This is a genomic window from Sandaracinus amylolyticus (genome assembly GCF_021631985.1).
Classification (GTDB): domain Bacteria; phylum Myxococcota_A; class Polyangia; order Polyangiales; family Sandaracinaceae; genus Sandaracinus; species Sandaracinus amylolyticus_A.
Map to the genome: position 1 here is coordinate 3,624,459 of NZ_CP070225.1, position 21,469 is coordinate 3,645,927.

Below are 21,469 nucleotides of genomic sequence, written 5' to 3' on the forward strand. Positions count from 1 at the left end.
TGTCTCGCTCCAGCTGATGGCTCGCGCGGGGTGTGTTCGTGCCGGGACGGGGGCGGCAGTGCTGCTCGCCGCCCTCCTGGCGTTCGTGGGCAGCGCCGCGGCGCAGCCACGCACGACGGTCGTCGGCGACGCGCCGGACGCGCTCGCAGGCGTCTACCAGGTGCCGGTCGCGGTGCTGCGGCCCGAGCTCTCGGGGACGCTGGTCGGGGTCGGCGGGCTCGGGCTCTCGATCGACGAGCCCTGGGAGGACTCGACCCGCTACCGGCTCGTGGGCGCCCTCGCAGGCTCGTTCTCGCCGGTGCCGTGGCTCGGCATCGGTCTCCAGATCCAGGGCCGCTGGGACGACGTGACGCACGGGACCCAGTCCGACGGCGGGCTGCTCGGGTTCCCGATGCTGACGCTGCGGCTCGCGGCCGAGCCGATCGAGGGGCTCGGCATCGGGCTCGACGGCGCGGTCTGGATGTACGGCAGCGACGCGCCCTCGCTGGCGCCCGAGTCGACCTCGGTGCGCGGGCGCGCGGTGGGCTCGTACCGCGCGCGGCTCGGCGAGGACATGCACCTGACCGTCACCGCGGCGGTCGGCGGGCTCCTCGACAACTCGCGCGCCGCGACGCCGCGCAGCGTGAGCGATCGGCTCTCCGACGAGGATCGACTGAGCCTCGGGGTCAGTGACTTCCACGCCGTGCTCGCCGGGGTCGGCGGGATCCTGCGCGTCGGGATCGTCGAGGCGCTCGCGGAGCTCTCGTGGCGCATCCTCGTCGGCGATGGCGCGCCGAGCGTCGGTGGCTCGCCGCTGCACCTCGTCCTCGGGGCGCGCGTGCGCGCGTTCGAGGAGCTGCTCGAGCTCGGTCTCTACGCGGACGTGCTCGCGAGCGAGGTGCAGCCTTCGTTCATCGCGAGCGGTGGTCCGGCGGCGCCGATCGATCCGCGCTTCACGATCACGCTCACCGCCGGGCTGCGCTTCGGCGTGGGGCCGAGCGCGGGCGATGGCGGAGCCGGGGGCGGCGAGGAAGACGGCGAGCAGGGCGGGCGCGACGAGGGCCTGCGCCCGACCGGCGCGCTGACCGGCCGCGTGGTGGACGAGAGCGGCGCACCGGTCGCGGGCGCGACGATCGAGGTCCACCCCGCCGACGGCACCGCGCCGCTCACGACCACCAGCGACGCCGACGGCCGGTGGACCGTCGAGGGCGTGCCCGCGGGCAGCGCGCGCGTGGTGGTGCGTCGTGACGGCCGTGATCCCTTCGAGACGACGGTCGAGGTCGTCGCCGGCAGCGCGCCGATCGAGGTCGCGACGCGCATGACCGTGACGCTCCCGCCGGGCGAGATCCGCGGGACGATCCAGGGCTCGGACGGACGGCCGCTCGCGGGCGCGTCGATCCGCATCCAGCCGCTCGGCATCGAGCTCTCGACCGACGCGGACGGTGCGTTCGAGGCCGCAGTGCCGCCCGGTCGGTACGACGTCGAGGTGCGCGCGCCCGGGCATCGCGCCCAGACGCGTCACGTCGAGGTCGTCGAGCGCGGCGTCGTGCTGCTCAACGCGCAGCTGCTGCGCCAGCGCTGACCTCGCGCGCGGCGTCGACCAGCGCGCGCAGCGCCTCGGCGGTCACGGGCTCACGCGGCAGGCGCGGCAGCGTGATCGTGCGGGCGGCCCGGGTCTCGCGGGCGAGCTCGTGGGTGGCGAGCTCGGCGCGCGCGTCGTCGTTCTGCGCGCGCATCCGGCTGCGGCGCGCTTCATCGAGCACCAGGCGCGCCTCCCGCGGATCACCACCCGGCGCCGAGGCGAGCACCGCGAGCGCGCGTGTCTCGTCGAGCTCGCGCTCGTGCACACCCGGCGCGACGTGGAACGCGCGGTTCACCACGAGCGCATCGAGCGCGATCCCCCGGCGCGCGAGATCGCCCGCGAGGAACGCCGCGTCCCCGAGGTGCGCCGCGAGCGGCGCCGCGACCAGCGCGAACGACGTCGAGGGCGCGACCAGCTGGGCGTGCACCTCGCTCGCGCGCGCCGCGAACCCGGCGCGCAGCGGCGCGAACACCGCGAGGAACGTCGCGAGCTCGCCCGCGAGCCGCTCGCCCATGATCCACCCGAGCACACGCTTCGCGACCGCGGCGCCCGGCGCACCTCCGCCGAGGAACGCACCGACCACGCGCTCGTCGACGAAGCGCGTCAGGCTCGACGGCGCGTCGAGCACGTCGAGCGCGCTGCGCGTCGGCGGCGTGTCGAGCACCACCAGATCCCAGCGCGCTCTCCCGTCCGCATCCCGCGCCGCGAGCACGTGATGGAGCCGCTCCATCGCCACGTAGGCGTGCGAGCGCGCCAGGGTCCGCGAGAACGCCTGGTACACGCGGTTGTGCTGGATGCGGGCGCGCGTCTCGTCGTCGTGCGCGACCCGCGCCACGAACGCGTCCCAGCTCGCGCGCGTGTCGAGCATCGCGGCATCGAGCCGCCCCGGGCCGTCGACGCGCACCTCGGACGCCTCGTCGTCGAGCGAGATCGAGAGCGCGTCCGCGAGCCGGCGCGCGGGATCGATCGTCAGCAGGAACACCCGGCGCCCTTCGCTCGCGGCGCGCACCGCGAGCGCCGCTGCGACGGTCGTCTTCCCCACCCCGCCCGGCCCCACGCAGACCAGCAGGCGCGTCTGCCGCGACGGGATCACGCCACCCCTCGCAGCGCGACCCGCCCGAGCGCGCGCAGCGCCTCGACGCTCGGGCGCGCCTCGTCGATCTCGGGCAGCTCGACGACCTCGCGCCCCAGCCGTGCCCGCAGCGCCTCGATCCGCGCCCGCGCTTCCTCCGCGAGCGCGACGTCGCGCGCCAGCCATGCGAGCTCCGATGCCAGCGCGCCGCCCGCGTGGGCCCGCAGCACCTCGACGCGCTCGCCCGAGACCCGCGGCGCATCGGGCGCGCGCGACACGAACACCGCGCCGAGCGCCACGTGCCCGTGCTCGCGCAGCCGCGCCTCGAGCTCGATCGTCTCCTGCACGGGCAGCGCGCCCGGCAGCGTCACGAGGTGCAGCGCCGATCGCCGCACGTCGGCGAAGAGCCCGCGCGTCCGCGCGAGCAGCGCCGCCACCGGCCCCGCCGCGCCCAGCTCGTCGAACACCTGGGGCAGCCCGAGGAACATCAGCGCGTGCCCGCTCGCGTCCGCGTCGACCAACACCGGGTCCCAGCCCTCACCGAGCAGCTCGAGGATGCGCTCCATCGTCGCCATCTCGATCACGCCGGGGGCGGCATCGACGAACGCCTGCATCACCTCGCTGCGCAGCGCGCGCTGCGCGAGGCGACGCACCCGCACCCATCGCGCCAGCACCTCGAGCACCGCGCGCCCGCCCTCGATGTTCGTCGCGTGCACCCCGGGCGCGACCTCGATCGGATCCCACCCGACGTGCGGCGCGCCGGCGATCACGCTCTCGATCGAGGCGCGCCGTCCGAGCTCGACCACCAACGGCCGACGCCCCCGCTCCGCCCACGCGAGCGCGAGCGCCGCGACCAGCGTCGACTTCCCGACGCCGCCCTTCCCGGTGACGAGCTGCAGCGCACGCGCGCGCGGATCGATCACCCTCGCCCTCCGGAAATGCGCACGGGCGCCGTGATCGCACGATCACGACGCCCGTGTCTCGATCGTTGGAGCTCCAACGATCTCCCGTGTCAGGCGAGCTGACGCAGCACGTACTGCAGGATCCCGCCGTGCAGCATGTACTCGACCTCGGCCGGCGTATCGACGCGCGCCTTCACCTGGAACGCCTTGGCGCCGCTCGGTCCGCTCACGTTCACCGTCAGCACCTTGCCCGGCGTCAGCCCGCCCGCGATGCCGACGATCGAGAACACCTCGTTGCCGACCAGCCCGAGCGACTGCGCGTTCATCCCGCCGGTGAACTCGAGCGGCAGCACGCCCATCCCGACCAGGTTCGAGCGGTGGATGCGCTCGAAGCTCTCCGCGATGACCGCCTTCACGCCGAGCAGGTACGTGCCCTTCGCCGCCCAGTCGCGCGAGCTGCCGGTGCCGTACTCCTTGCCCGCGATCACCACGAGCGGCGTCTTGCTCGCGATGTACTTCTCGCTCGCCTCGTAGATCGACGTGACCGGCCCGTCGAACGTCGTGTCGTTCGCGAAGTGCTTGGTCACGCCGCCCTCGGTGCCCGGCGCGACCTGGTTGCGGAGGCGGATGTTCGCGAACGTGCCGCGCACCATCACCTCGTGGTTGCCGCGGCGCGCGCCGTACTGGTTGAAGTCGCGCGGCGCGACGCCCTTGCTCTGCAGGTACTTACCCGCGGGCGAGTCCGCCTTGATGTTGCCGGCCGGCGAGATGTGATCGGTCGTGACCGAGTCACCGAGCAGCGCGAGCGCGCGCGCGCCGTGGATGTCGCCCGCGGGCGGCGGCACGTTCTTGCTCATGCCCTCGAAGAACGGCGCCTTGCGCGCGTAGGTCGACGCGTCGTCCCACGAGAACGTCGCGCCCTTCGGCGCCTCGGTCTTCTGCCACTGCTCGGGGCCGCGGAACACGTCGGCGTAGCGCGACTCGAACTGCTCGCGCTTCACGTGCGTCGAGACCGCCTTCGCGACCTCTTCCGGCGTCGGCCAGATGTCCTTCAGGAACACCGGCTTGCCGTCCTTGCCGGTCCCGATCGGCTCGCTCTGCAGGTCGCGATCGACGCTGCCCGCGAGCGCGTACGCGACGACCAGCGGAGGCGACGCGAGGTAGTTCGCCTTCACGTCGGGCGACACGCGGCCCTCGAAGTTGCGGTTGCCGCTGAGCACCGACACCGCGACCAGATCACCCTGCTTGATCGACGCGCTGATCTCGTCCTCGAGCGGGCCCGAGTTCCCGATGCACGTCGTGCAGCCGTAGCCGACCACGTTGAAGTGCAGCTGCTCGAGGTACGTGAGCAGCCCCGAGTCCTTCAGGTACTCGGTCACGACCTGCGAGCCCGGCGCGAGCGAGGTCTTCACCCAGGGCTTGACCTGCAGGCCCTTCTCGACCGCCTTCTTCGCGACGAGGCCCGCCGCGATCAGCACGCTCGGGTTCGACGTGTTCGTGCAGCTCGTGATCGCCGCGATCACCACGTCGCCGTGGCCGATGTCGAACTTGCCCGCGCGCGGCAGCTCGCACGACACACGCTTCGTGATCGCCGCCTTCGCCTTCGCGTCGGTGATCGCGTCGTGGCCGCCCTCGTTGAGCCACGCGTCGAGCGCGCCCGTGCTCTCCGCCGGCATCTCCTTGGTGAGGAACCCGACGAGGCCGCGGCGCCAGGTGCGCTTCATGTCCGCGAGCGCCACGCGGTCCTGCGGGCGCTTCGGGCCCGCGAGCGAGGGCACCACGTCGCCGAGGTCGAGCGAGAGCGTGTCGGTGAAGCGCGGGGTCTTCGTCTCGCTCGTGTGGAAGAGGCCCTGCTCCTTGCAGTAGCGCTCGACCAGCGCGATCTGGTCCGCGCTGCGGCCGGTGAGGCGCAGGTAGTCGAGCGTCTTCTCGTCGACCGGGAAGAAGCCCATCGTCGCGCCGTACTCGGGCGCCATGTTCGCGATCGTCGCGCGATCCGCGAGCGGCAGCGAGACCATGCCCGCGCCGTAGAACTCGACGAACTTCCCGACGACGCCCTTCTTGCGGAGCATCTGGGTGACCGTCAGCACGAGGTCGGTCGCGGTCACGCCGGGCTTGAGCGCGCCCTTGAGCTCGAAGCCGATCACCTCGGGGATCAGCATCGCGACAGGCTGACCGAGCATCGCCGCCTCGGCCTCGATGCCGCCGACGCCCCAGCCCAGCACGCCGAGGCCGTTGACCATCGTGGTGTGCGAGTCGGTGCCGACGAGCGTGTCGGGATACGCCTGCTTCGTGCCGCCCGAGTCGCGCACGAACACGACCGGCGCGAGGTACTCGATGTTGACCTGGTGGACGATGCCGGTGCCCGGCGGCACGACGCGGAAGTTGTCGAACGCGCCCTGGCCCCACTTGAGGAACTTGTAGCGCTCGCCGTTGCGCTCGAACTCGAGCTTCACGTTCTCCTCGAAGGAGCGCAGCGTGCCGAACGCGTCGACCTGCACCGAGTGATCGATGACGAGATCGACCGGCTGGAGCGGGTTGATCTTCTTGGGGTCGCCGCCCATCGCCGCGAGGCCCTCGCGCATCGACGCGAGGTCGACGACGCACGGGACGCCCGTGAAGTCCTGCAGGAGCACGCGCGCGGGCGTGTACGAGATCTCGGTGTCGCCGACGTTCTTCGGGTCGTACTTCGCGAGCGCCTCGATGGTCGCGCGCGTGACGTTCTTCCCGTCCTCGAGGCGCAGCAGGTTCTCGAGGAGGACTTTGATCGAGAACGGCAGCGTCTCGACGTCGCCCACGCCCTTCAGCGCGTCGAGTCGGAAGAGCTCGTACTTCGTCCCGCCGACGTCGATGGTCGCGCGGCTCTTGAAGGAATCCGGATGCGTCGTCGTGGTGGCCATGGCGAGCGCGCTTCTACCACGACGGGCAGGGGGTCGCACTGAGCCGCGGTTCAGAGACGGAGGCCACCAAAGACAGGCGGAGCAGCCGAGCCGGAGCACTCGGCGGGCGCCGTGAACGACGGGGGACGAGCGAGCGCGCGGCCACGAAGGCGTCGGGGCGATCACAGAGCCCGATCGACGTGTGCGAAGCAGCTCCGGGGCCTCATCGGAGCCGGCGAGGCGCCGCCCGTGGCGTCGCGGAGCGCGTTCGAAGCCTTCGAATCACCTCCGGCGACGCCCGGGGAGCGCGTTCGAAGCCTTCGAATCACCTCCGGCGACGTTCGGGGAGCGCGTTCGAAGCCTTCGAATCACCTCCGGCGACGCCCGCGGTGCACGTTCGAAGCGTTGGAGCGGCCTCCGGTGACGTCGCGGAGCGCGTTCGAAGCGTTCGATCACGCTCCGCGCACGTCACCGATGCCGCTTCGAAGCGTTCGATCGCGCGCCGCGATCGTCAGGGCGCGGGCGTCGGCCCCGGCGCGTCCGCGTCGCGATCGCCGCGGCGCGTCTCGGTGCGGAAGAAGCGCGCGGCCCACTCGCGCGGGAGGCCTCGCTCGGTCGCGCGCGCGGTGAGCGCGGCGTGCAGGCCATCGCGCTCGCGCGTGAGATCGTCGGCCAGCTCCTCGCGGCCGATCTTCGCAGCGCCGCGGACCTGCGCGCTCGCAGCGGTGCGATCGAGCGCGGCCTGCGCGGCGTCGCTCCACCGCGTCAGCACGGCGCGGTGCGCGTCGAGCGCCGCGTCGCCTTCGATCGTCAGCCAGCCCCGGACCGCCGCGATCTGGCTGACCAGGCGCTGCATCACCCACTGGCTGGGCGCGCGAGAGAAGAAGCGCTTCCAGCGCGGCGAGGACGTCGGGACGTCGAGCGCGAGCTGCTTCGCGAACCGGATGCACGCGTCGTCGAGGCGGCCGTTCGCGACCGCGCGCTGCGCGCTCGCGCTCGTCTCGGCGATGCGCGCCGAGCGATCACGGGCGCGCTGCGCGTCGACGAGGGCGAGCCAATCGTCGGTGTCTGTGAGCAGATCGGCAGCGTCCTCGTCGGCCTCGATCGCGGCGCGGGTGTAGAGGATCTCGTCTTCGAAGGTGTCGAGCGTCTCGTCGGAGCTCAGCTTGCGCGGCATGTGATGCCCTCCCCGCGGCGAGCGTAGCAGTGCGGGTCCGGGTCCGCGTCGGCCGCCGAGCACGATCTGCGGGGACTCGAGATCCGCTCCATCGCGAAGCAACCCCACCACGAGCGGCCCGCTCGACGAGACCCGAACGAAACAGCAGAGCGACGTGCGCGCGCAGCGCGCACCTGGAGCGAGTGCACACCGAAGCCCCACGGTCAGTACGACCCGAAGAGTGCGTGACCTCGAGATCGCGCTCTCGCGAGCCGACGAGCGCGTCCTCGAGATCACCCACCTACGAGAAGCGCGCGCGCTCTCCGAGGTCTCCGTCACCCCGGCGGGCGAAGCGAAACGCCGCGGCGGAGGAACACGGGACGCACGCACGCGGAGCTGCGCGCCCGACCGCGTCTGCCTATGTGCGCACTCGAAAGGATCGGCCGCATGCAGACGAATGCTCGATCGCTCGGAGTCGCCGCCCTCTTCCTGGTCGCGACGACGCTCGCCTCGGTCCCCGGAACAGCTGCCGCCGACGAGCGCCCGCTCCGGTTCCGAGACTCCTACTGCCTCTCGATCCCCGAGGACCCGATCACGTACTGCTACGAGAACTGGGGCTTCGTCCAGACCGTCATCACGCCGAACGGCGTGCTGGCGAACGTCGCGACGGGCGGCACCCTCTACACCGAGTACGACGCCGACGGCGAGCCCCGCTACTCGAACGAGCTCCGGTACCGCACGACCACTCACCGCACGGTCGACGGAGCGCTCGACGCGCTCCGACAGTTCTTCGTGCAAGAGACGACGAGCTTCGGCGTCACGTGCACCCAGCGCTACGACCTCTTCCTCGTGAACGGCGAGATCCTGTTCGAGCGAACCGGCACCGTGTGCGAGTAGCGCCCCGCGAGGATCATCATCACACGTCTTCCCGTGCATTTTCAACGGGTTGACGGAGCCCTCCGAGGTCCGCAGGTTCGGCGGCTCGTGATGCGCACGGAGGGACCGACATGGACGCTCTGATGACCGACGCCGTCGTCGCCGAAGAAGAGGCGCTGCTCACGCGCGTGCGCGCGGCGCTGCAGCGCGCCGAGCACGCTCGCGCGACGCACGACGGGCTGCGCGACGCCGGCGAGCTGCGCGCGCTGCGCGAGGAAGCGCAGCAGAGCGCCGACGACGACCTGCCCGCGCTGCTGCACGAGATGACGGTGCGGCAGCGGCTGCGCGAGCGTCAGGAGCCGAGCGCGCTGCCCGATCCCGATCATCCGTACGTCGCGCACCTGCGGGTCGAGGACGAGCGCGGCGTGCGCGATTACGTGCTCGGGCACGCGAGCTACGTCGATCCCCGCAGCGACGTGCGGGTGGTGGACTGGCGCACCGCGCCCATCGCGCAGGTCTTCTATCGCTATCGCGAGGGAGACGAGTACGAGGAGGAGATCGCGGGGCGGCTCGTGACCGGCATGGTGCTCGCGCGGCGGGTGGTGGTGATCGAGCGCGGCGAGCTCACGCGCATCCTCGGCGACGGCATCGCGCTCTCGCGCGGCGACGGTGGATGGCAGGACGATCACGAGATCGGGCTCGCGGGCGGCGGCGCGGGGGTCGCGGCGCGCAAGGGATCGCTGGGCATCGGCGTGGGCGCGGAAGGACGCGCGGCGCGCGCCGACGTGACCGCGCTGCTCGACGCGGAGCAGCACGCGGCGATCGCGGCGCCGCCCTCGAAGCCGCTGCTGGTGATCGGCAGTGCGGGCAGCGGCAAGACCACGGTCGCGCTGCATCGGCTGGCGCGCGTCACCGCGCGCGAGCCGTCGCGGTATCCGGTCGATCGGGTGCGCGTGATCGTGCCCGAGGAAGGCCTCGCGCGACTGTCGCGGCGGTTGCTCGAGCCGCTCGGGGTGCAGGGCGCGCAGCAGGTCTCGACCCTCGATCACTGGGCGCTGACGCTCGCGAAGGAGACGTTCGGCGGCGTGCCGCGCATCGGGCAGGAGACGCCGGCGATCGTGGTGCGCCTCAAGCGGCACCCCGCGCTCTTCGACGCGCTGCGGGCGCGCTGCGCGAGCCTCGCGCCCGAGCGCACGCGCAACGTGCGGAAGCTGCAGCGCGCGCTCGCGCCGATCATGAGCGACTACGAGATCCTCGGGCGCGTGGTCGAAGCCTCGAAAGGCGATCTGCCGAAGAGCGCGATCGAGGAGACGGTGCGCCACACGATGCGTCAGCTCTCCGACTCGCCCGAGAAGGAGCTCGCGAGCATCACCGACGCCGCGGCGAAGACGACGATCGACGGGCGTCAGGTCTGGGAGGACACGCCCGAGGCGACGGCGGGCTCGATCGATCTCGAGGACCTACCGATCTACTTGTGGCTGCGAGCGTGGCGCGGCGGGATCGGGAGCGCGCGCATCGCGCACCTGGTGCTCGACGAGGCGGAGGACTTCTCGCTCTTCGAGCTCTCGGTGCTGCGCGCGCTGGTGCAGCAGCCGCCGAGCGTCACGCTCGCGGGCGACGACGCGCAGCAGACGGGCACCGGGTTCGCGGGGTGGTCGCGCTCGCTCGACGCGCTCGGCGCGAAGGGCGCGAGCCAGGTGAAGCTGTCGATCTCGTATCGCTGCCCGCGCCCGGTCGCGCAGCTCGCGCGGACGATCCTCGGCGAGCAGGCGCCCGAGGAGGCGGTGCGCGCGGCGCGCGAGGGTGTGCCCGTCGTGCGCGATGCGTTCCCCGACGAGGCGCACGCGCAGCTCGTGATGGCGAGCGCGGTGCGAGACCTCGCGGAGCGCGAGCCGCGCGCGTCGATCGCGATCATCGCGAGCGACGAGGACGCGGCGCGGCGCGCCCACGACGCGCTCTCGGACACGCCGCGGGTGCGGCTGGTGCTCGAGGGCGACTTCACGTTCGAGCCCGGCATCGACGTGACCCACGTCGACGCGGTGAAGGGCCTCGAGTTCGACTACGTGGTGCTGCCCGACGTGAGCGCGCGGACCTACCCCGACGATCGCGAGTCGCGGCGGAGGCTGCACGTCGCGGTCACGCGCACGACGTACCAGCTGTGGATCATCGAGCCCGGCGCGCGCTCGCCGATCCTCTGAGACGCGAAGAGCGCGCCCCGGAGGGGGCGCGCTCTCGTGGTGCGGTGCGATGCGCGAGCGATCAGTCGCAGCGGCGCAGCTTCATCTGCACGTCGCTCGACCAGTGGTTCGCGAACGCGCGCACGCAGGTGTCGAGGTAGCGCTCGTAGTCGACGTAGACCTGGTCGCCCCACTGCTTGCGGATCTCGCGCTCGTTCTCGCGGAGACGACGGAGCCACTCGCCGGTGGTCTTGCCGTAGCTCTCGCGCTGGGTGCGCATCTCGACGCACTCCCAGTAGGGGCGGATCGCCATGATCAGCTCCTCGAGGCGGGGGTTGAGGCCGCCCGGGAAGATGACGTCGGCCGTGAACTTGAGGTCCTCGAGGTCCTTCTTCGTGCGCGGCACGCGGTCGCGGAGGATCGCCTGGAAGCCGAACCACGCGCCGGGCTTCGCGAGCTCCCAGCAGCGCTTGAAGTAGTTGCGGTAGAGGTCGACCGCGAGGCCCTGGTTCGCCTGCTCGGGCGAGACGACGTGGTCGACCATCTCGATCGACTGGAGCGCGTCGTACTTCACGTCGGGCTGGTACTTCCAGAAGTCCTGCAGCTTGACCGCGTAGGTCACGGGCAGGTTCATCTTCTGGTTCGCCCAGTCGCACTGCGCGGTGGAGAGCGTGATGCCGTGCGCGACCTTGGTGCCGCGCGTCGAGTGGTAGAGGAGGTTCGAGCCCCAGCCGCAGCCGATGTCGAGCACGAGCTTGTCGGGCGTCATCTCGGCGTACTCGTAGAGCACGCGGGACTTCTGGATCTGCGCCTCCTCGAGCGACTCCTTCCCGGTGAAGAAGCTCGCCGAGGTGTAGTGCATGTTCTCGTCGAGCCAGAGCTTGAAGAACTCGTTCGAGACGCTGTACGAAAGGTCGATCTCGGCCTGGGTGCTCGTCATGGCGGCCGGAGTCTTATACCGGTCACGACGAGCGTTCCAGTCGCGAGCCGTGCGCGCGCTCTCGACCAGACATGCACACAACGGTTGAACGCCGCGAGAGCGCGTGCTACCAAACCGGTCCTTCACGGCGCCGTAGCCAAGTGGTTAGGCAACGGTTTGCAAAACCGTCATACAGCAGTTCGAATCTGCTCGGCGCCTCTCTGAAATCCCGTGTTTCTCGGCCAAAAGGCCGATCGTGCACGGGAAGCACCACTCGCTAGCACCGGCTGATCCCAGCCGGTGCTGCTTGTTTGCCCGATCCACGTCCAGCGTCGCCCGTCAGGGCGATGGGACGCACCGCGGCAGGTCGTGGAGCACCCCGCAGGTGAAACCCTGCGGACAATCGCGTTCGCTGTCCCTGCAGCTCACGAGCTGACACGCGTTGCGGATGCACACGGCGAACGAGTAGCCAACGCCCTCGACGTCGAGGCAATCCGTGTCCTGCGAGCATGGCACCGTGCACCAGGAGCGCTCGGGACTGGTCTCCACGACGCACACGCGCCCGTCGCCACACGAATCACCTTCGCACCCGAGCTCCCATTGCGACGAGCAACCCGCGAGCAGGACGACGGCGAAGCCTAGTACGTGGCGCATCGGCACTCCGCGCGCTCAGAGCGGGACGCACTCGCCCGCGGCGCAGCGGAAGCCCGCGTTGCAGCGGTTGCCGCACTCGCCGCAGTGATCGCGATCGCTCGTGACGTCGACGCACGAGAAGACCTCGAAGCGATCGCCGCAGCAACGATCGGTGTCGGTGCCCGCGCACGCGATACGTTCGTCGCCGCACACGCAGCGGCCGCCATCGCAACGATCGGCCTGCTCCGGGGCGCACTCGACGTTGCAGTCGCCGCAGTGCTCGCGCGATCGCGCGAGGTCGGCGCACACCGGCGGGCCTCCGCCCTCGGGCGGCACGCAGCAGCTCGAGGCGAAGCTCCCGACGCACCCGAGCACGAACTCGCCGCACGCGCACTGCGCGGCCTGACACGAGTCACCGCGACGCGTGGCGATGCAGTCGAGGCCGCAGAAGCCGCAGTGATGGATGTCGCTCGCGAGCGCGACGCAGGCCGGACCTTCCTCGTCGTCGCAGCACGCCGTCCCGGGCTCGCACGCGGGCGCGCACATCGGACCGGCATCCGAGCCTGCGTCGGTCCCCGAATCGATCGCGGCGTCGATGCCCGCGTCCTCGTCGGGCGCGTCGTCGTCACCACACCCGATCATCATCACGATGACGACCAGCGCCGCGATGCATGCCCTCACGTCGCGTCCTCCGCGCTCTTGGTGCGCGGCGCGAACCCACGCACGACCCGCAGCGCGCCTTCGTTCCAGCGCACGATCGCGACGAGCTCGCCAGCCTCGTCGAGCGCGGCGATGGGCTCGCGCACCGCGGGCTCCTCGATGCGAAACGCGCGGCCGTGACGCAGCTCGCGTGCGCCCGACACGCCGACGTCGAGACGCGTGATCGTCGAGAGCGCACCCTCGAGCGAGCGCAGCGACGCGCGCACCTGCGCTCTCGCGTCCTCGTCGCCGCCGCGGGCGCGCTGCAAGAGCTCGCCCGAGAGCGCGTCATCGACCGAGAACGCGCCACTGCGGGTCCGACGCAGCACGCCGAGGTGACCTCCCGTGCCCAGCGCTCGCGCGAGATCGCGCCCCAGCGAGCGCACGTAGAAGCCCTTCCCGCACCGGACGCGCAGGTCGATCTCCCTCGCGCGCACGTCGAGCACGTCGATCGCGTCGCATCGCACCTCGCGCTCGGGCGCTTCGACGTCCTCGCCGCGACGCACCCGCTCGTGCAGCGCGACACCGTCCTTCTTGATCGCGCTCACCGCCGGCGCGCGCTGCAGGTACGTGCCCACGAAGCGCGCACACGCAGCCTCGACGCGCGCGCGATCGAGCGCCGGCACGTCGTGCTCGGAGGTAACGCGCCCTTCGGCGTCGAGCGTGTCGGTCTCGGCCCCGAGCACGATCGTGGTCTCGTACCCCTTGTCCTCGCTCATCAGGTACGGCGTGAGCTTCGTGCCCTCGCCGATCCCGAGGACGAGCACACCGGTCGCCATCGGATCGAGCGTGCCCGCGTGTCCGACTGCGCGCGTGCCGAGCGCACGACGAGCCCACGCGACGACGTCGTGCGACGTCGGCCCGCGAGGTTTGTCGACCACGAGCACGCCGTGCGTCACGCGACTCTCAGCGCCGCGCGAGCGCCTTCGCGGCCTCGTCGCGCAGCCGCGCCACGACGGTCGCGAGATCCGTGTTGCGCACCGACGCGCCCGCGGCGGCGCGATGTCCGCCGCCACCGAGCGTCACCGCGAGCGCGGCGACATCGGCGCGTCCCGCGGAGCGCAGGCTGACCTTCACGTCGTTGCTGCTCTCGGGCTTCCAGAGCAGCGCCGCGATCTCGACGCCCTCGAGCATGCGCCCGTAGTTGACCATGCCCTCGATCATGTCGTCGCTCGCGCCGGTGCGCGCCATCATCTCGCGATCGACGGCGACGATCGCGAGGCGCCCGTCGAGCTCGATCTTCATCGCGCGCAGCACCTCGCCGAGCAGCGCCATGCGCTGCGGCGCCCAGCGCTCGAAGAGATGCGAGGCGACCTGCCAGGGATCGACACCTTGCTCGAGCAGCTGCGCTGCGAGCCGGTGCGTCGTCGCGTTGGTCCCGGTGTAGCGGAAGCCGCCGGTGTCCGCGACGATCGCCGCGTAGACGGGCTGCGCGGCATCGCGCGGCACGTCCTTCACGCCCAGCGACTGCATGAGGCGCAGCACGACCTCGCCCGTCGCGACCGCGTCGACCTCACGCACGATGACGTCGCCGAAGCCATCGGCCGCGGCGTGGTGATCGACGATCACCACGGGCCCGCTGCGCTCGCTCGGCGGCAGCGGCGGGACGAGCTCGCGCGCCGCGGCGTCCATCACGAACGTCGCGTCGAAGCGCCCTGCGGGCACGTCACGCGCGACCTTCTCCTTGCCGTCGAGGAACTGGAGCAGCGGAGGCACGCCATCCTGGCTGTAGACCACCGCGTCCTTCCCGATCGAGCGCAGGATCGCCGCGAGGCCGAGGGCCGACCCCAGTGCGTCCGCGTCGGGGCGTACGTGACAGGTCACGAGGAAACGCGACCCCGCGCGAACGAGCTCGACTGCACGTGCACGGCTCATGACTCGCCGTCCTCCTTCCGTGCGCGCTGCTCGATCGCGATCTCGTCGAGCAACGCTTCGACGCGCGCCGCACGATCGGCGCCTTCGTCCCACTCGAAGCGAAGCTCCGGCACGCGACGCACCTGCAGCGTGCGTCCGAGCTCGCGCCGGATGAACCCGCCCGCGCGCTTCATCGCGGACACGAGGCGCTTGCGCCGCGCCGCGTCCACGTCGCCCTCGAGCGCGCGCAGCCACACGCGCGCGACCGAGAGATCGCTCGTCACGTCCACTGCCGAGACCACTGCGCCCTGCACGTCCGGATCGCGGATCGCGCCACGCAGCAAGAGATCCATCACGTCCGCGCGAATCCGCTCGGCGATGCGCTTGTCGCGCCCTGCTCCGCTAGCGCCCATCGTCGTCGTCCTCGCCCGGCTCGTCGTACGAGCGATCGATCGCGGCGTCGAGCCCGCCGCCGAAGTGATCCTCGAGGTGCACGATCTCCATCGAGCGATCGATCACCAGCGCCTCGGTCGCGCTGCTCACGAACGACACGATCGTGTCGATCATGGAGTTCGCGTGGCGCGCGTCGTTCGACACCACCGCGAACCCGAGCACTGCACGACGATGCGCGTCCATCTCCGCGACCTCCGCGATCGCCGCGTTGAACTTGTGCCTCACGCGGTCGACGATGCGCCGCACGATCGAGCGCTTTCCCTTGAGCGAGTCGACGCTCGGGAGCGCGAGCACGATTCGACACACGCCGACGATCACGACGTCTCCTCCGCAGGTCCGAGAAGCGGACCGGCCCTCCCGCCGGCATGCCGATCAGGAGGGCCCGTCTGCTCGTACCAAGAACCGTGCGCGCGACGCGACACCCCGGGGGGCGAAGCGCCTCGGTGTGACTACAGGCTCGCAGCCACCTGCTCGAGCTCGTAGCACTCGATCACGTCGCCCTCGTGGATGTCGTTGAAGCTCTCCAGACCGACACCGCACTCGAAGCCCGACGTCACCTCGCGCACGTCGTCCTTCACGCGACGCAAGCTGGCGATGCTGCCTTCCCAGACCTGCACCGAGTCGCGCACCAAGCGCGCCTTCGCGTTGCGCTTGATCGTGCCTTCGGTGACGTAGCAGCCCGCGATCGTGCCGGCCTTCGGGATGTTGAAGACCGCGCGGACCTCGGCCTTGCCGAGCTCCTTCTGCTTGAAGACCGGGGCGAGGAGGCCGGTCATGGCCTTCTTCACCTCGTCGACCGCCTCGTAGATGATCGAGTACTGGCGAATCTCGACGCCCTCGCTCTTCGCGACGGCCGCCGCCTGACCCGCCGGGCGCACGTTGAAGCCGATGATGATCGCCTTCGACGCAGTCGCGAGCATGACGTCGTTCTCGGTGATGCCGCCGACGCCGGTGTGGATGACGTTGACCTTGACCTTCTCGGTCGAGAGCTCCGTCAGGGCCTTCACGAGCGCCTCGACCGAGCCGGCCACGTCGCTCTTGATGACGAGGTTCAGCTCCTGGACCTCGCCCGCCTGCATCATCTTGTACAGGTCTTCGAGGCCCTTCGCGGTGGTCGTCTTCGCCTTCGCGGCGACCGCCTTCTTGCGCGCGTCGACCAGCTCCTGCGCCTTCTTCTGGTCGGCGACGACGAAGAACTGATCACCCGCCTGCGGGAGGTCGGGCAGACCGAGCACCTCGACCGGCGTCGCGGGCCCCGCGTTCTTCACGCGGCGACCACGATCGTCGGTGAGCGCGCGGATGCGGCCGAGCGCCACGCCCGCGAGCATCAGATCGCCCTGGTTGAGCGTGCCGTTCTGCACCAGCACGTTCGCGACGACACCGCGGCCCTTGTCGAGGTAGGCCTCGAGCACGACGCCCTCGGCCGACGCCGTCGGGTTCGCCTGCAGCTCCATGATCTCGGTCTGCAGCGCGATGTTCTCGAGCAGCTGATCGACGTTCTCGCCGGTGATCGCCGACACGTTCACGAAGAGCGTGTCGCCGCCCCAGTCTTCCGGCTGGAGGCCGAGGCCCGAGAGCTCCTGGCGGATGTGATCGGGGCGCGCGCCCTGCTTGTCGATCTTGTTGACCGCCACGATGATCGGCACTTCCGCCGCGCGCGCGTGGTTGATGGCCTCACGCGTCTGCGGCATGACGCCGTCGTCCGCCGCGACGACCAGCACGACGACGTCGGTCGCCTGCGCGCCACGGGCACGCATCGCGGTGAACGCTTCGTGGCCGGGCGTGTCGAGGAACACGATCGGGCCCTTGCCGGTGTCGACGCGGTACGCGCCGATGTGCTGGGTGATGCCGCCGGCCTCGCCCGCCGCGACGTTCGCCTTGCGGATGCGATCGAGCAGCGAGGTCTTGCCGTGGTCGACGTGGCCCATGACCGTGACGATCGGGGCGCGCGCCTCGAGGCCCTCCTCGGCGGCGGCCGCGCCGCGCGCCTCGGCGATCATGTCGTCGTCGCTCTTCGCGACGTTCTCGACCTCGTAGCCGAACTCGCTGGCGAGCAGCTTCGCGGTGTCGGAGTCGAGCGTGCTGTTGATGTTCACGCCGCCCATCCCCATCTGGATGAGCTTCATCAGCACGTCGGTCGCCTTCAGGGACATCTTCTGCGCGAGCTGCTGCAGCGCGATGTTGTCCTCGATGCGGATGATGCGCTTCTGCGCCGACGGAGTCGTGATCTCCGTCTTCATGCCCTTCTTGCCGGGCATGGGGCGGCGCTTGGCGCCGGGACGCTGACCGGGCATCGGACGGCCCGGCGGGCCGAGCGTCGAGCCGGGGACCTGGACCCTGCGGCGCTGCCCGCCGTCGGGCGTCCACTGGGTGCGGCCACCCGGGCCCTGCGCGTGCTGCGACACGATGCGCGAGACCGTCGCCGCGCTCGGCGGCGGCGCGCTCGGCGCGGTCACGTTGCCGCGGGCGACGACGCCGGGCGGCAGGTTCGAGTGGGCCAGGCGCACCGACGCGGGCGGCGGCTGCGAGGGACGCAGCGACGGGCCCGAGGACGCCTGAGCAGCGGCCGCAGGCACGGGCGCCGGACGCTCGGGCGCCGCGGGCGGCGGCGTGGGCGCTGCCGCGACGGGCGGGGGCGGCGGCGTCGGGGCGGCGACGACCGGTGCAGGCGTCGGAGCCGGCGCGGGCTTGGGCGCCTCGGCGACGGCCGGAGCGACCGGGCGCGGCGCGGCGACCGGCGCAGGCGGCGCCTCGGGACGCCTAGCTTCGACCGGACGCGGAGCCTCGACCACCGGCGCGGGCGGCGGCGGCGCAGCCTCGACCACCGGCGGCGGCGGTGCCGCGACCACGGGCGCAGGCGGCGGGGGCGGCGCGGCTTCGCGCTCGCGCTCGACGACCGGCGGTGCCGGGGGCGGCGTGGGCGCGACCGGACGCGGCGCGACCGCGGCGTGGCCGTTCTCGGCACGCGGTGCTTCACGCGTGATCACCGGCACCGGCGCGGGCGCTGCTGCGACCGGCTCGGGCGCCGCGGCCGTACGACGGCGCACGACCGTCGGGCGAATGCGCTCTTCCACCGTGTTCTGCGCCTTGTCCTTCTCGAGAGCACGCTTGACACGGTCGACCTCGGCCGGCTCGAGCGCGCTCATGTGGTTCCGCACCGGGATCCCCAGCGCGGCAAAGCGGTTCATGAGCTCGCGATTGTCCATCCCGAGCTCGCGCGCGACCTCGTACACCCGGACCTTGGTGGTCGTCATTCGCCCTCGCCCTCCGACACGCGAACGGAGGCCCCGCCACGGCCCCGATCGCCAATTCTTTCCGGTGACTCCAGCTCGGCCGCGCGCGCGGCACAGCGCACCACCTCGTCCGCGATCCCGCGGTCGAGGATCCCGAGCACACCCACTTCATCCCGGCCGAAGAGGCGACCGAGCGAGCCCTTGGTTCCCAACACCGTACAGCGTCTCCCGAGCTTCTCGGCTGCTGCCCGCAGCTCCTCGCGCCGGCCCTCGGCATCCGCCGCGACCACCAGCAACTCGACCTCGCACTCTTCGCGGCGGTCAGTCCGCGAACCAGCAAACTCCGCGGTCCCGCCGCTCCGCTCCGGCCTCCGGAGCGCGTCGCGGACGGCGTCGGTCCCGATGGCCAGCTTCTTCCGCCGCGCAGCGGCGATGAGCAAGCTCTCGGCGCGCATCACATAGAGCACCGCAGCGCTCTCGCACAGGGCGTTCGCATCGATCGAGACGCCCTTCTTCAGCGCCCGCGCGAAACCGCCCTTCTTCGCCGCGAGCTCGATGCACTTGCGCGAGGGATGCACCGACACACCGCGCCCGCCCAGCTTGCGCTGGGGATCGGGCGCGAGGTACGGCGCCTCCGGGCCGATCGCGAAGCGCAGGAGCTCCTCGCGCGGCACGGTCCGACGGCAGCCCGCGCACAGGCGCTCCGACACGGCGCGCGACGAGGCCTCGCCGGCGTCGTCGCCGTCGACCTCCGCCTCGTCCGTGCCGCGCCCGCGGCGCTGCTGCTCGTCGACCATCAGCATCCCGTCTCAGCCCTCCAGGCTGCCTTCCTGCTCTCCGCCCTCGCCCTCGGCCGGCCCGAGCAGCCTCGCCGCTGCCCGCTCGCGCTGCGCGCGGCGGATGCGCTCGAGGTCCTCCTCGACGAACCGTGCGACCGCGTCCTTGATCTCGCGCGCCCTCTGGTTGCCGAGACCGGTCTTGATCGCAAGCCGATCGACGTCGGTCTCGCGCTGCACGTCCGCAGCGCTCTTGTAGCCCCCGCGCTCCAGCGCGTCCGCGACGCGCTCGCTGATGCCGCCGACGAGCAGCAGCATCTCGCGCTCGCTGAGCGGCTCCGCGCGATCGATCGCCTCGTCGACGAGGCGCTTGCGGTAGCCCTCGCTCGCCGCGAGCGCGTCCGCCTTGATCTGCGCGGCGCGACGCTCCGAGCCGACGCCCTCGATCGACGCGATCTCCTGGTCCGAGGCCTCGAGGATCTCGTCGATGCTGCGGAAGCCCGCACGGTAGAGCGCCTTCGCGACGTTCTCGTCGACGCTCCCGATCATCGAGAGCGCGGTCATCGCCTGATCCTCGATCTGGCGGAAGCGCGTGTCGCTGATGATGTCGAGCTTCCAGCCCGTCAGCTGCGACGCGAGGCGCACGTTCTGACCACGACGACCGATCGCGAGCGAGAGCTTCGCGTCCGGCACGACGAGCTCCATCTGCGTGGCGCCCTCGTCGATGATGACGCGCGACACCTCGGCCGGCGCGATCGCGTTGCACACGAAGCGCGCGGGATCGCGATCCCACGGCACGATGTCGATCTTCTCGCCGCGGAGCTCCTGCACGACGGCCTGCACGCGCGAGCCCTTCATGCCGACGCAGGCGCCCACCGGATCGACGTCCGAGTCGCGCGACGTGACCGCGATCTTCGAGCGCGCGCCGGGCTCACGCGCGGCGGCGACGATCTTCACGATGCCCTCGTAGATCTCGGGCACTTCCATCTCGAAGAGCTTCACGAGCAGCCCGACGTCGGTACGCGAGAGGATGATCTGCGGGCCACGCGCCTCGCGATCGATGTCCTTGAGCAGCGCGACGATGCGGTCGCCGGGGCGGTAGCTCTCGCGCGGCGTCTGCTCGCGCGCGGGCAGGATCGCCTCGGTGCGCCCGAGGTCGACGATGATGTTCGAGCCACGCTCGAAGCGGCGCACGATGCCGGTGATCAGCTCGCCGCGGCGATCCTTGAACTCGTTGAACACGAGCTCGCGCTCCGCCTCGCGCATGCGCTGGATGATCACCTGCTTCGCGGTCTGCGCCGCGATGCGGCCGAAGCCCCGGCGGTGCTGCTGCATCTTGAGCAGATCGCCGAACTCCTTGTCCTGCTGGCGCGCCTTGTCGGTGTCCTCGGGCAGGTAGAACACCTGGAAGCCGAGCTCCTCGCCGATCTCGGCCTCGAGACCGTGGCGGCGCGCGTCTTCGACCGAGAGCTGGCGCTCCTCGTCTCCGACGTCGTCCACGACGGTCATGTACTGGAAGAGGTCGACGTTGCCGGTGTCGGGGTTGTAGCGAGCCTCGAGCTCGCGGTTCATCCCGAACGTCCGCTTCGCGGCCGTGAGAATCGCCTGCTCCATCGTCTCGGTGAGCACGCGAGGGTCGATGCCCTTCTCCTTGCTCACCTGATCGATCAGCTGCTGCAGCGAGAACCCTCCGCTCTGCATCGAAACCACCTCTTCCCGAGACCGATCGCGCGCTCAGCGAGCAGCGCGCGTGAACCTGTAGACCACGTGGGCCTTCACGATGTCGCCGAAGGGGATCTCGAAGGCCGTCGATCCTTCCTCGATCCGAACCACGTCTCCGTCGAGCCCCCGCAGCACGCCCTGGACCTTCTTGCGATCCTCGGTGCCGGGCACCGGCACGCGCGTCTGCACCTTCACTTCGAGCCCGGCGAAGCGCTCGAAGTCGCGACGCTTCACCAGCGGACGATCGAGCCCGGGCGAGCTCACCTCGAGGCGATACCGCCCGCTCGGAACGACCTTCTCGTGCACGTCGAGCGCGGTCGAGAGATCCCGGCTCACGCCCTGGCAGTCGTCGATCGACACGCCGCTCCCGGGCTCGCCGGGCGTCATGTCGGGGCGCTCGCGATCGATCAGCACCCGCAGCACCGGTCCGCCGCGATCCATCGTCCACACCACGTCGACGAGCTCGACGCCGTGCGCACGACAGACCGGCTCCGCGATCGCTTCGATCGCAGGCTTGTCCAGGGGGCTGTCGTTGCGGGCGTTCACTCGGTTGATGT

17 protein-coding genes and 1 tRNA gene are annotated in these 21,469 nt (G+C 71.4%); 4 read left to right on the top strand and 14 right to left on the bottom strand.

The window, feature by feature from the left end; genetic code table 11:
- The first annotated feature begins 58 nt into the window (after nucleotides 1–58).
- Nucleotides 59–1,561 carry a carboxypeptidase-like regulatory domain-containing protein gene (locus I5071_RS14990; protein ID WP_236606135.1) on the top strand — a complete coding sequence of 501 codons (1,503 nt, stop codon included), beginning with the start codon at nucleotides 59–61 and terminating at the stop codon, nucleotides 1,559–1,561.
- Here the strand turns inward: I5071_RS14990 and I5071_RS14995 are convergent.
- From I5071_RS14995 to I5071_RS15010, 4 genes are all read right to left on the bottom strand, one after another.
- Entirely contained in the window at nucleotides 1,533–2,654 is a 1,122-nt protein-coding gene (locus I5071_RS14995; RefSeq protein ID WP_236606136.1) for an ArsA family ATPase, read from the bottom strand. The genes I5071_RS14990 and I5071_RS14995 overlap by 29 nt on opposite strands.
- Nucleotides 2,651–3,556: an ArsA family ATPase gene (locus I5071_RS15000; RefSeq protein ID WP_236606137.1), complete on the bottom strand. Its 906-nt coding sequence runs from the start codon at nucleotides 3,554–3,556 to the stop codon at nucleotides 2,651–2,653. The genes I5071_RS14995 and I5071_RS15000 overlap by 4 nt, the downstream gene beginning before the upstream one ends.
- Nucleotides 3,557–3,645: 89 nt before the next feature.
- Nucleotides 3,646–6,435 carry an aconitate hydratase AcnA gene (gene acnA, locus I5071_RS15005; RefSeq protein ID WP_236606138.1) on the bottom strand — a complete coding sequence of 930 codons (2,790 nt, stop codon included), beginning with the start codon at nucleotides 6,433–6,435 and terminating at the stop codon, nucleotides 3,646–3,648.
- A 490-nt stretch (nucleotides 6,436–6,925) separates the two neighbouring features.
- Nucleotides 6,926–7,591 (bottom strand): hypothetical protein, encoded by a 666-nt coding sequence (locus I5071_RS15010; protein WP_236606139.1) that lies wholly within the window; start codon nucleotides 7,589–7,591, stop codon nucleotides 6,926–6,928.
- A 426-nt stretch (nucleotides 7,592–8,017) separates the two neighbouring features.
- On the opposite strand from I5071_RS15010, the gene I5071_RS15015 reads away from it, so the two are divergent.
- Both I5071_RS15015 and I5071_RS15020 read left to right on the top strand, forming a co-directional pair.
- On the top strand, nucleotides 8,018–8,467 hold the full coding sequence (locus I5071_RS15015; protein ID WP_236606140.1) for a hypothetical protein: 450 nt from the start codon (nucleotides 8,018–8,020) through the stop codon (nucleotides 8,465–8,467).
- A 110-nt stretch (nucleotides 8,468–8,577) separates the two neighbouring features.
- Nucleotides 8,578–10,644: an ATP-binding domain-containing protein gene (locus tag I5071_RS15020; RefSeq protein WP_236606141.1), complete on the top strand. Its 2,067-nt coding sequence runs from the start codon at nucleotides 8,578–8,580 to the stop codon at nucleotides 10,642–10,644.
- Between the two features lie 61 nt (nucleotides 10,645–10,705).
- On the opposite strand, the gene I5071_RS15025 is transcribed toward I5071_RS15020, so the two are convergent.
- Nucleotides 10,706–11,563: a class I SAM-dependent methyltransferase gene (locus tag I5071_RS15025; protein WP_236606142.1), complete on the bottom strand. Its 858-nt coding sequence runs from the start codon at nucleotides 11,561–11,563 to the stop codon at nucleotides 10,706–10,708.
- 126 nt (nucleotides 11,564–11,689) lie between these two features.
- Here I5071_RS15025 and I5071_RS15030 point away from each other — a divergent pair.
- Nucleotides 11,690–11,761 (top strand) — tRNA-Cys (locus I5071_RS15030).
- A gap of 450 nt (nucleotides 11,762–12,211) precedes the next feature.
- Here I5071_RS15030 and I5071_RS15035 read toward each other — a convergent pair.
- The 9 genes from I5071_RS15035 to rimP form a co-directional block, all read right to left on the bottom strand.
- Nucleotides 12,212–12,856, bottom strand: coding sequence for a hypothetical protein (locus I5071_RS15035; protein ID WP_236606143.1), 645 nt, complete (start codon nucleotides 12,854–12,856; stop codon nucleotides 12,212–12,214).
- Entirely contained in the window at nucleotides 12,853–13,773 is a 921-nt protein-coding gene (gene truB, locus I5071_RS15040; protein WP_236606144.1) for a tRNA pseudouridine(55) synthase TruB, read from the bottom strand. Before truB ends, I5071_RS15035 begins: the two co-directional genes overlap by 4 nt.
- A 7-nt stretch (nucleotides 13,774–13,780) precedes the next feature.
- Nucleotides 13,781–14,749: a DHH family phosphoesterase gene (locus tag I5071_RS15045; protein WP_236606145.1), complete on the bottom strand. Its 969-nt coding sequence runs from the start codon at nucleotides 14,747–14,749 to the stop codon at nucleotides 13,781–13,783.
- Nucleotides 14,746–15,141, bottom strand: a complete 396-nt coding sequence (gene rbfA / locus I5071_RS15050; protein ID WP_236606146.1) for a 30S ribosome-binding factor RbfA — start codon at nucleotides 15,139–15,141, stop codon at nucleotides 14,746–14,748. The genes I5071_RS15045 and rbfA overlap by 4 nt, the downstream gene beginning before the upstream one ends.
- A complete protein-coding gene (locus I5071_RS15055; RefSeq protein WP_236606147.1) occupies nucleotides 15,131–15,499 on the bottom strand; it encodes a DUF503 domain-containing protein in 369 nt (122 codons plus the stop codon). Before I5071_RS15055 ends, rbfA begins: the two co-directional genes overlap by 11 nt.
- Nucleotides 15,500–15,630: 131 nt before the next feature.
- Nucleotides 15,631–18,435 carry a translation initiation factor IF-2 gene (infB, locus tag I5071_RS15060; protein ID WP_236606148.1) on the bottom strand — a complete coding sequence of 935 codons (2,805 nt, stop codon included), beginning with the start codon at nucleotides 18,433–18,435 and terminating at the stop codon, nucleotides 15,631–15,633.
- The gene (locus I5071_RS15065; RefSeq protein ID WP_236606149.1) at nucleotides 18,432–19,217 is read right to left on the bottom strand and encodes a YlxR family protein; all 786 of its coding nucleotides are present in this window, start codon (nucleotides 19,215–19,217) and stop codon (nucleotides 18,432–18,434) included. Before I5071_RS15065 ends, infB begins: the two co-directional genes overlap by 4 nt.
- A gap of 6 nt (nucleotides 19,218–19,223) precedes the next feature.
- Complete coding sequence (nusA, locus tag I5071_RS15070) at nucleotides 19,224–20,891, bottom strand: transcription termination factor NusA (RefSeq protein WP_236606150.1); 1,668 nt, start codon at nucleotides 20,889–20,891, stop codon at nucleotides 19,224–19,226.
- Between the two features lie 33 nt (nucleotides 20,892–20,924).
- Nucleotides 20,925–21,458, bottom strand: coding sequence for a ribosome maturation factor RimP (rimP, locus tag I5071_RS15075; RefSeq protein WP_236606151.1), 534 nt, complete (start codon nucleotides 21,456–21,458; stop codon nucleotides 20,925–20,927).
- Nucleotides 21,459–21,469: the final 11 nt, after the last annotated feature.

Excerpts from the sequence above, each read along its gene's own strand:
- I5071_RS15045 (WP_236606145.1), bottom strand. The coding sequence starts at position 14,749 with ATGAGCCGTGCACGTGCAGTCGAGCTCGTTCGCGCGGGGTCGCGTTTC.
- I5071_RS15010 (WP_236606139.1), bottom strand. The coding sequence starts at position 7,591 with ATGCCGCGCAAGCTGAGCTCCGACGAGACGCTCGACACCTTCGAAGAC.
- infB (WP_236606148.1), bottom strand. The coding sequence starts at position 18,435 with ATGACGACCACCAAGGTCCGGGTGTACGAGGTCGCGCGCGAGCTCGGG.
- I5071_RS15065 (WP_236606149.1), bottom strand. The coding sequence starts at position 19,217 with ATGCTGATGGTCGACGAGCAGCAGCGCCGCGGGCGCGGCACGGACGAG.
- I5071_RS15015 (WP_236606140.1), top strand. The coding sequence starts at position 8,018 with ATGCAGACGAATGCTCGATCGCTCGGAGTCGCCGCCCTCTTCCTGGTC.
- I5071_RS15025 (WP_236606142.1), bottom strand. The coding sequence starts at position 11,563 with ATGACGAGCACCCAGGCCGAGATCGACCTTTCGTACAGCGTCTCGAAC.
- nusA (WP_236606150.1), bottom strand. The coding sequence starts at position 20,891 with ATGCAGAGCGGAGGGTTCTCGCTGCAGCAGCTGATCGATCAGGTGAGC.
- acnA (WP_236606138.1), bottom strand. The coding sequence starts at position 6,435 with ATGGCCACCACGACGACGCATCCGGATTCCTTCAAGAGCCGCGCGACC.
- I5071_RS15020 (WP_236606141.1), top strand. The coding sequence starts at position 8,578 with ATGGACGCTCTGATGACCGACGCCGTCGTCGCCGAAGAAGAGGCGCTG.
- rbfA (WP_236606146.1), bottom strand. The coding sequence starts at position 15,141 with ATGGGCGCTAGCGGAGCAGGGCGCGACAAGCGCATCGCCGAGCGGATT.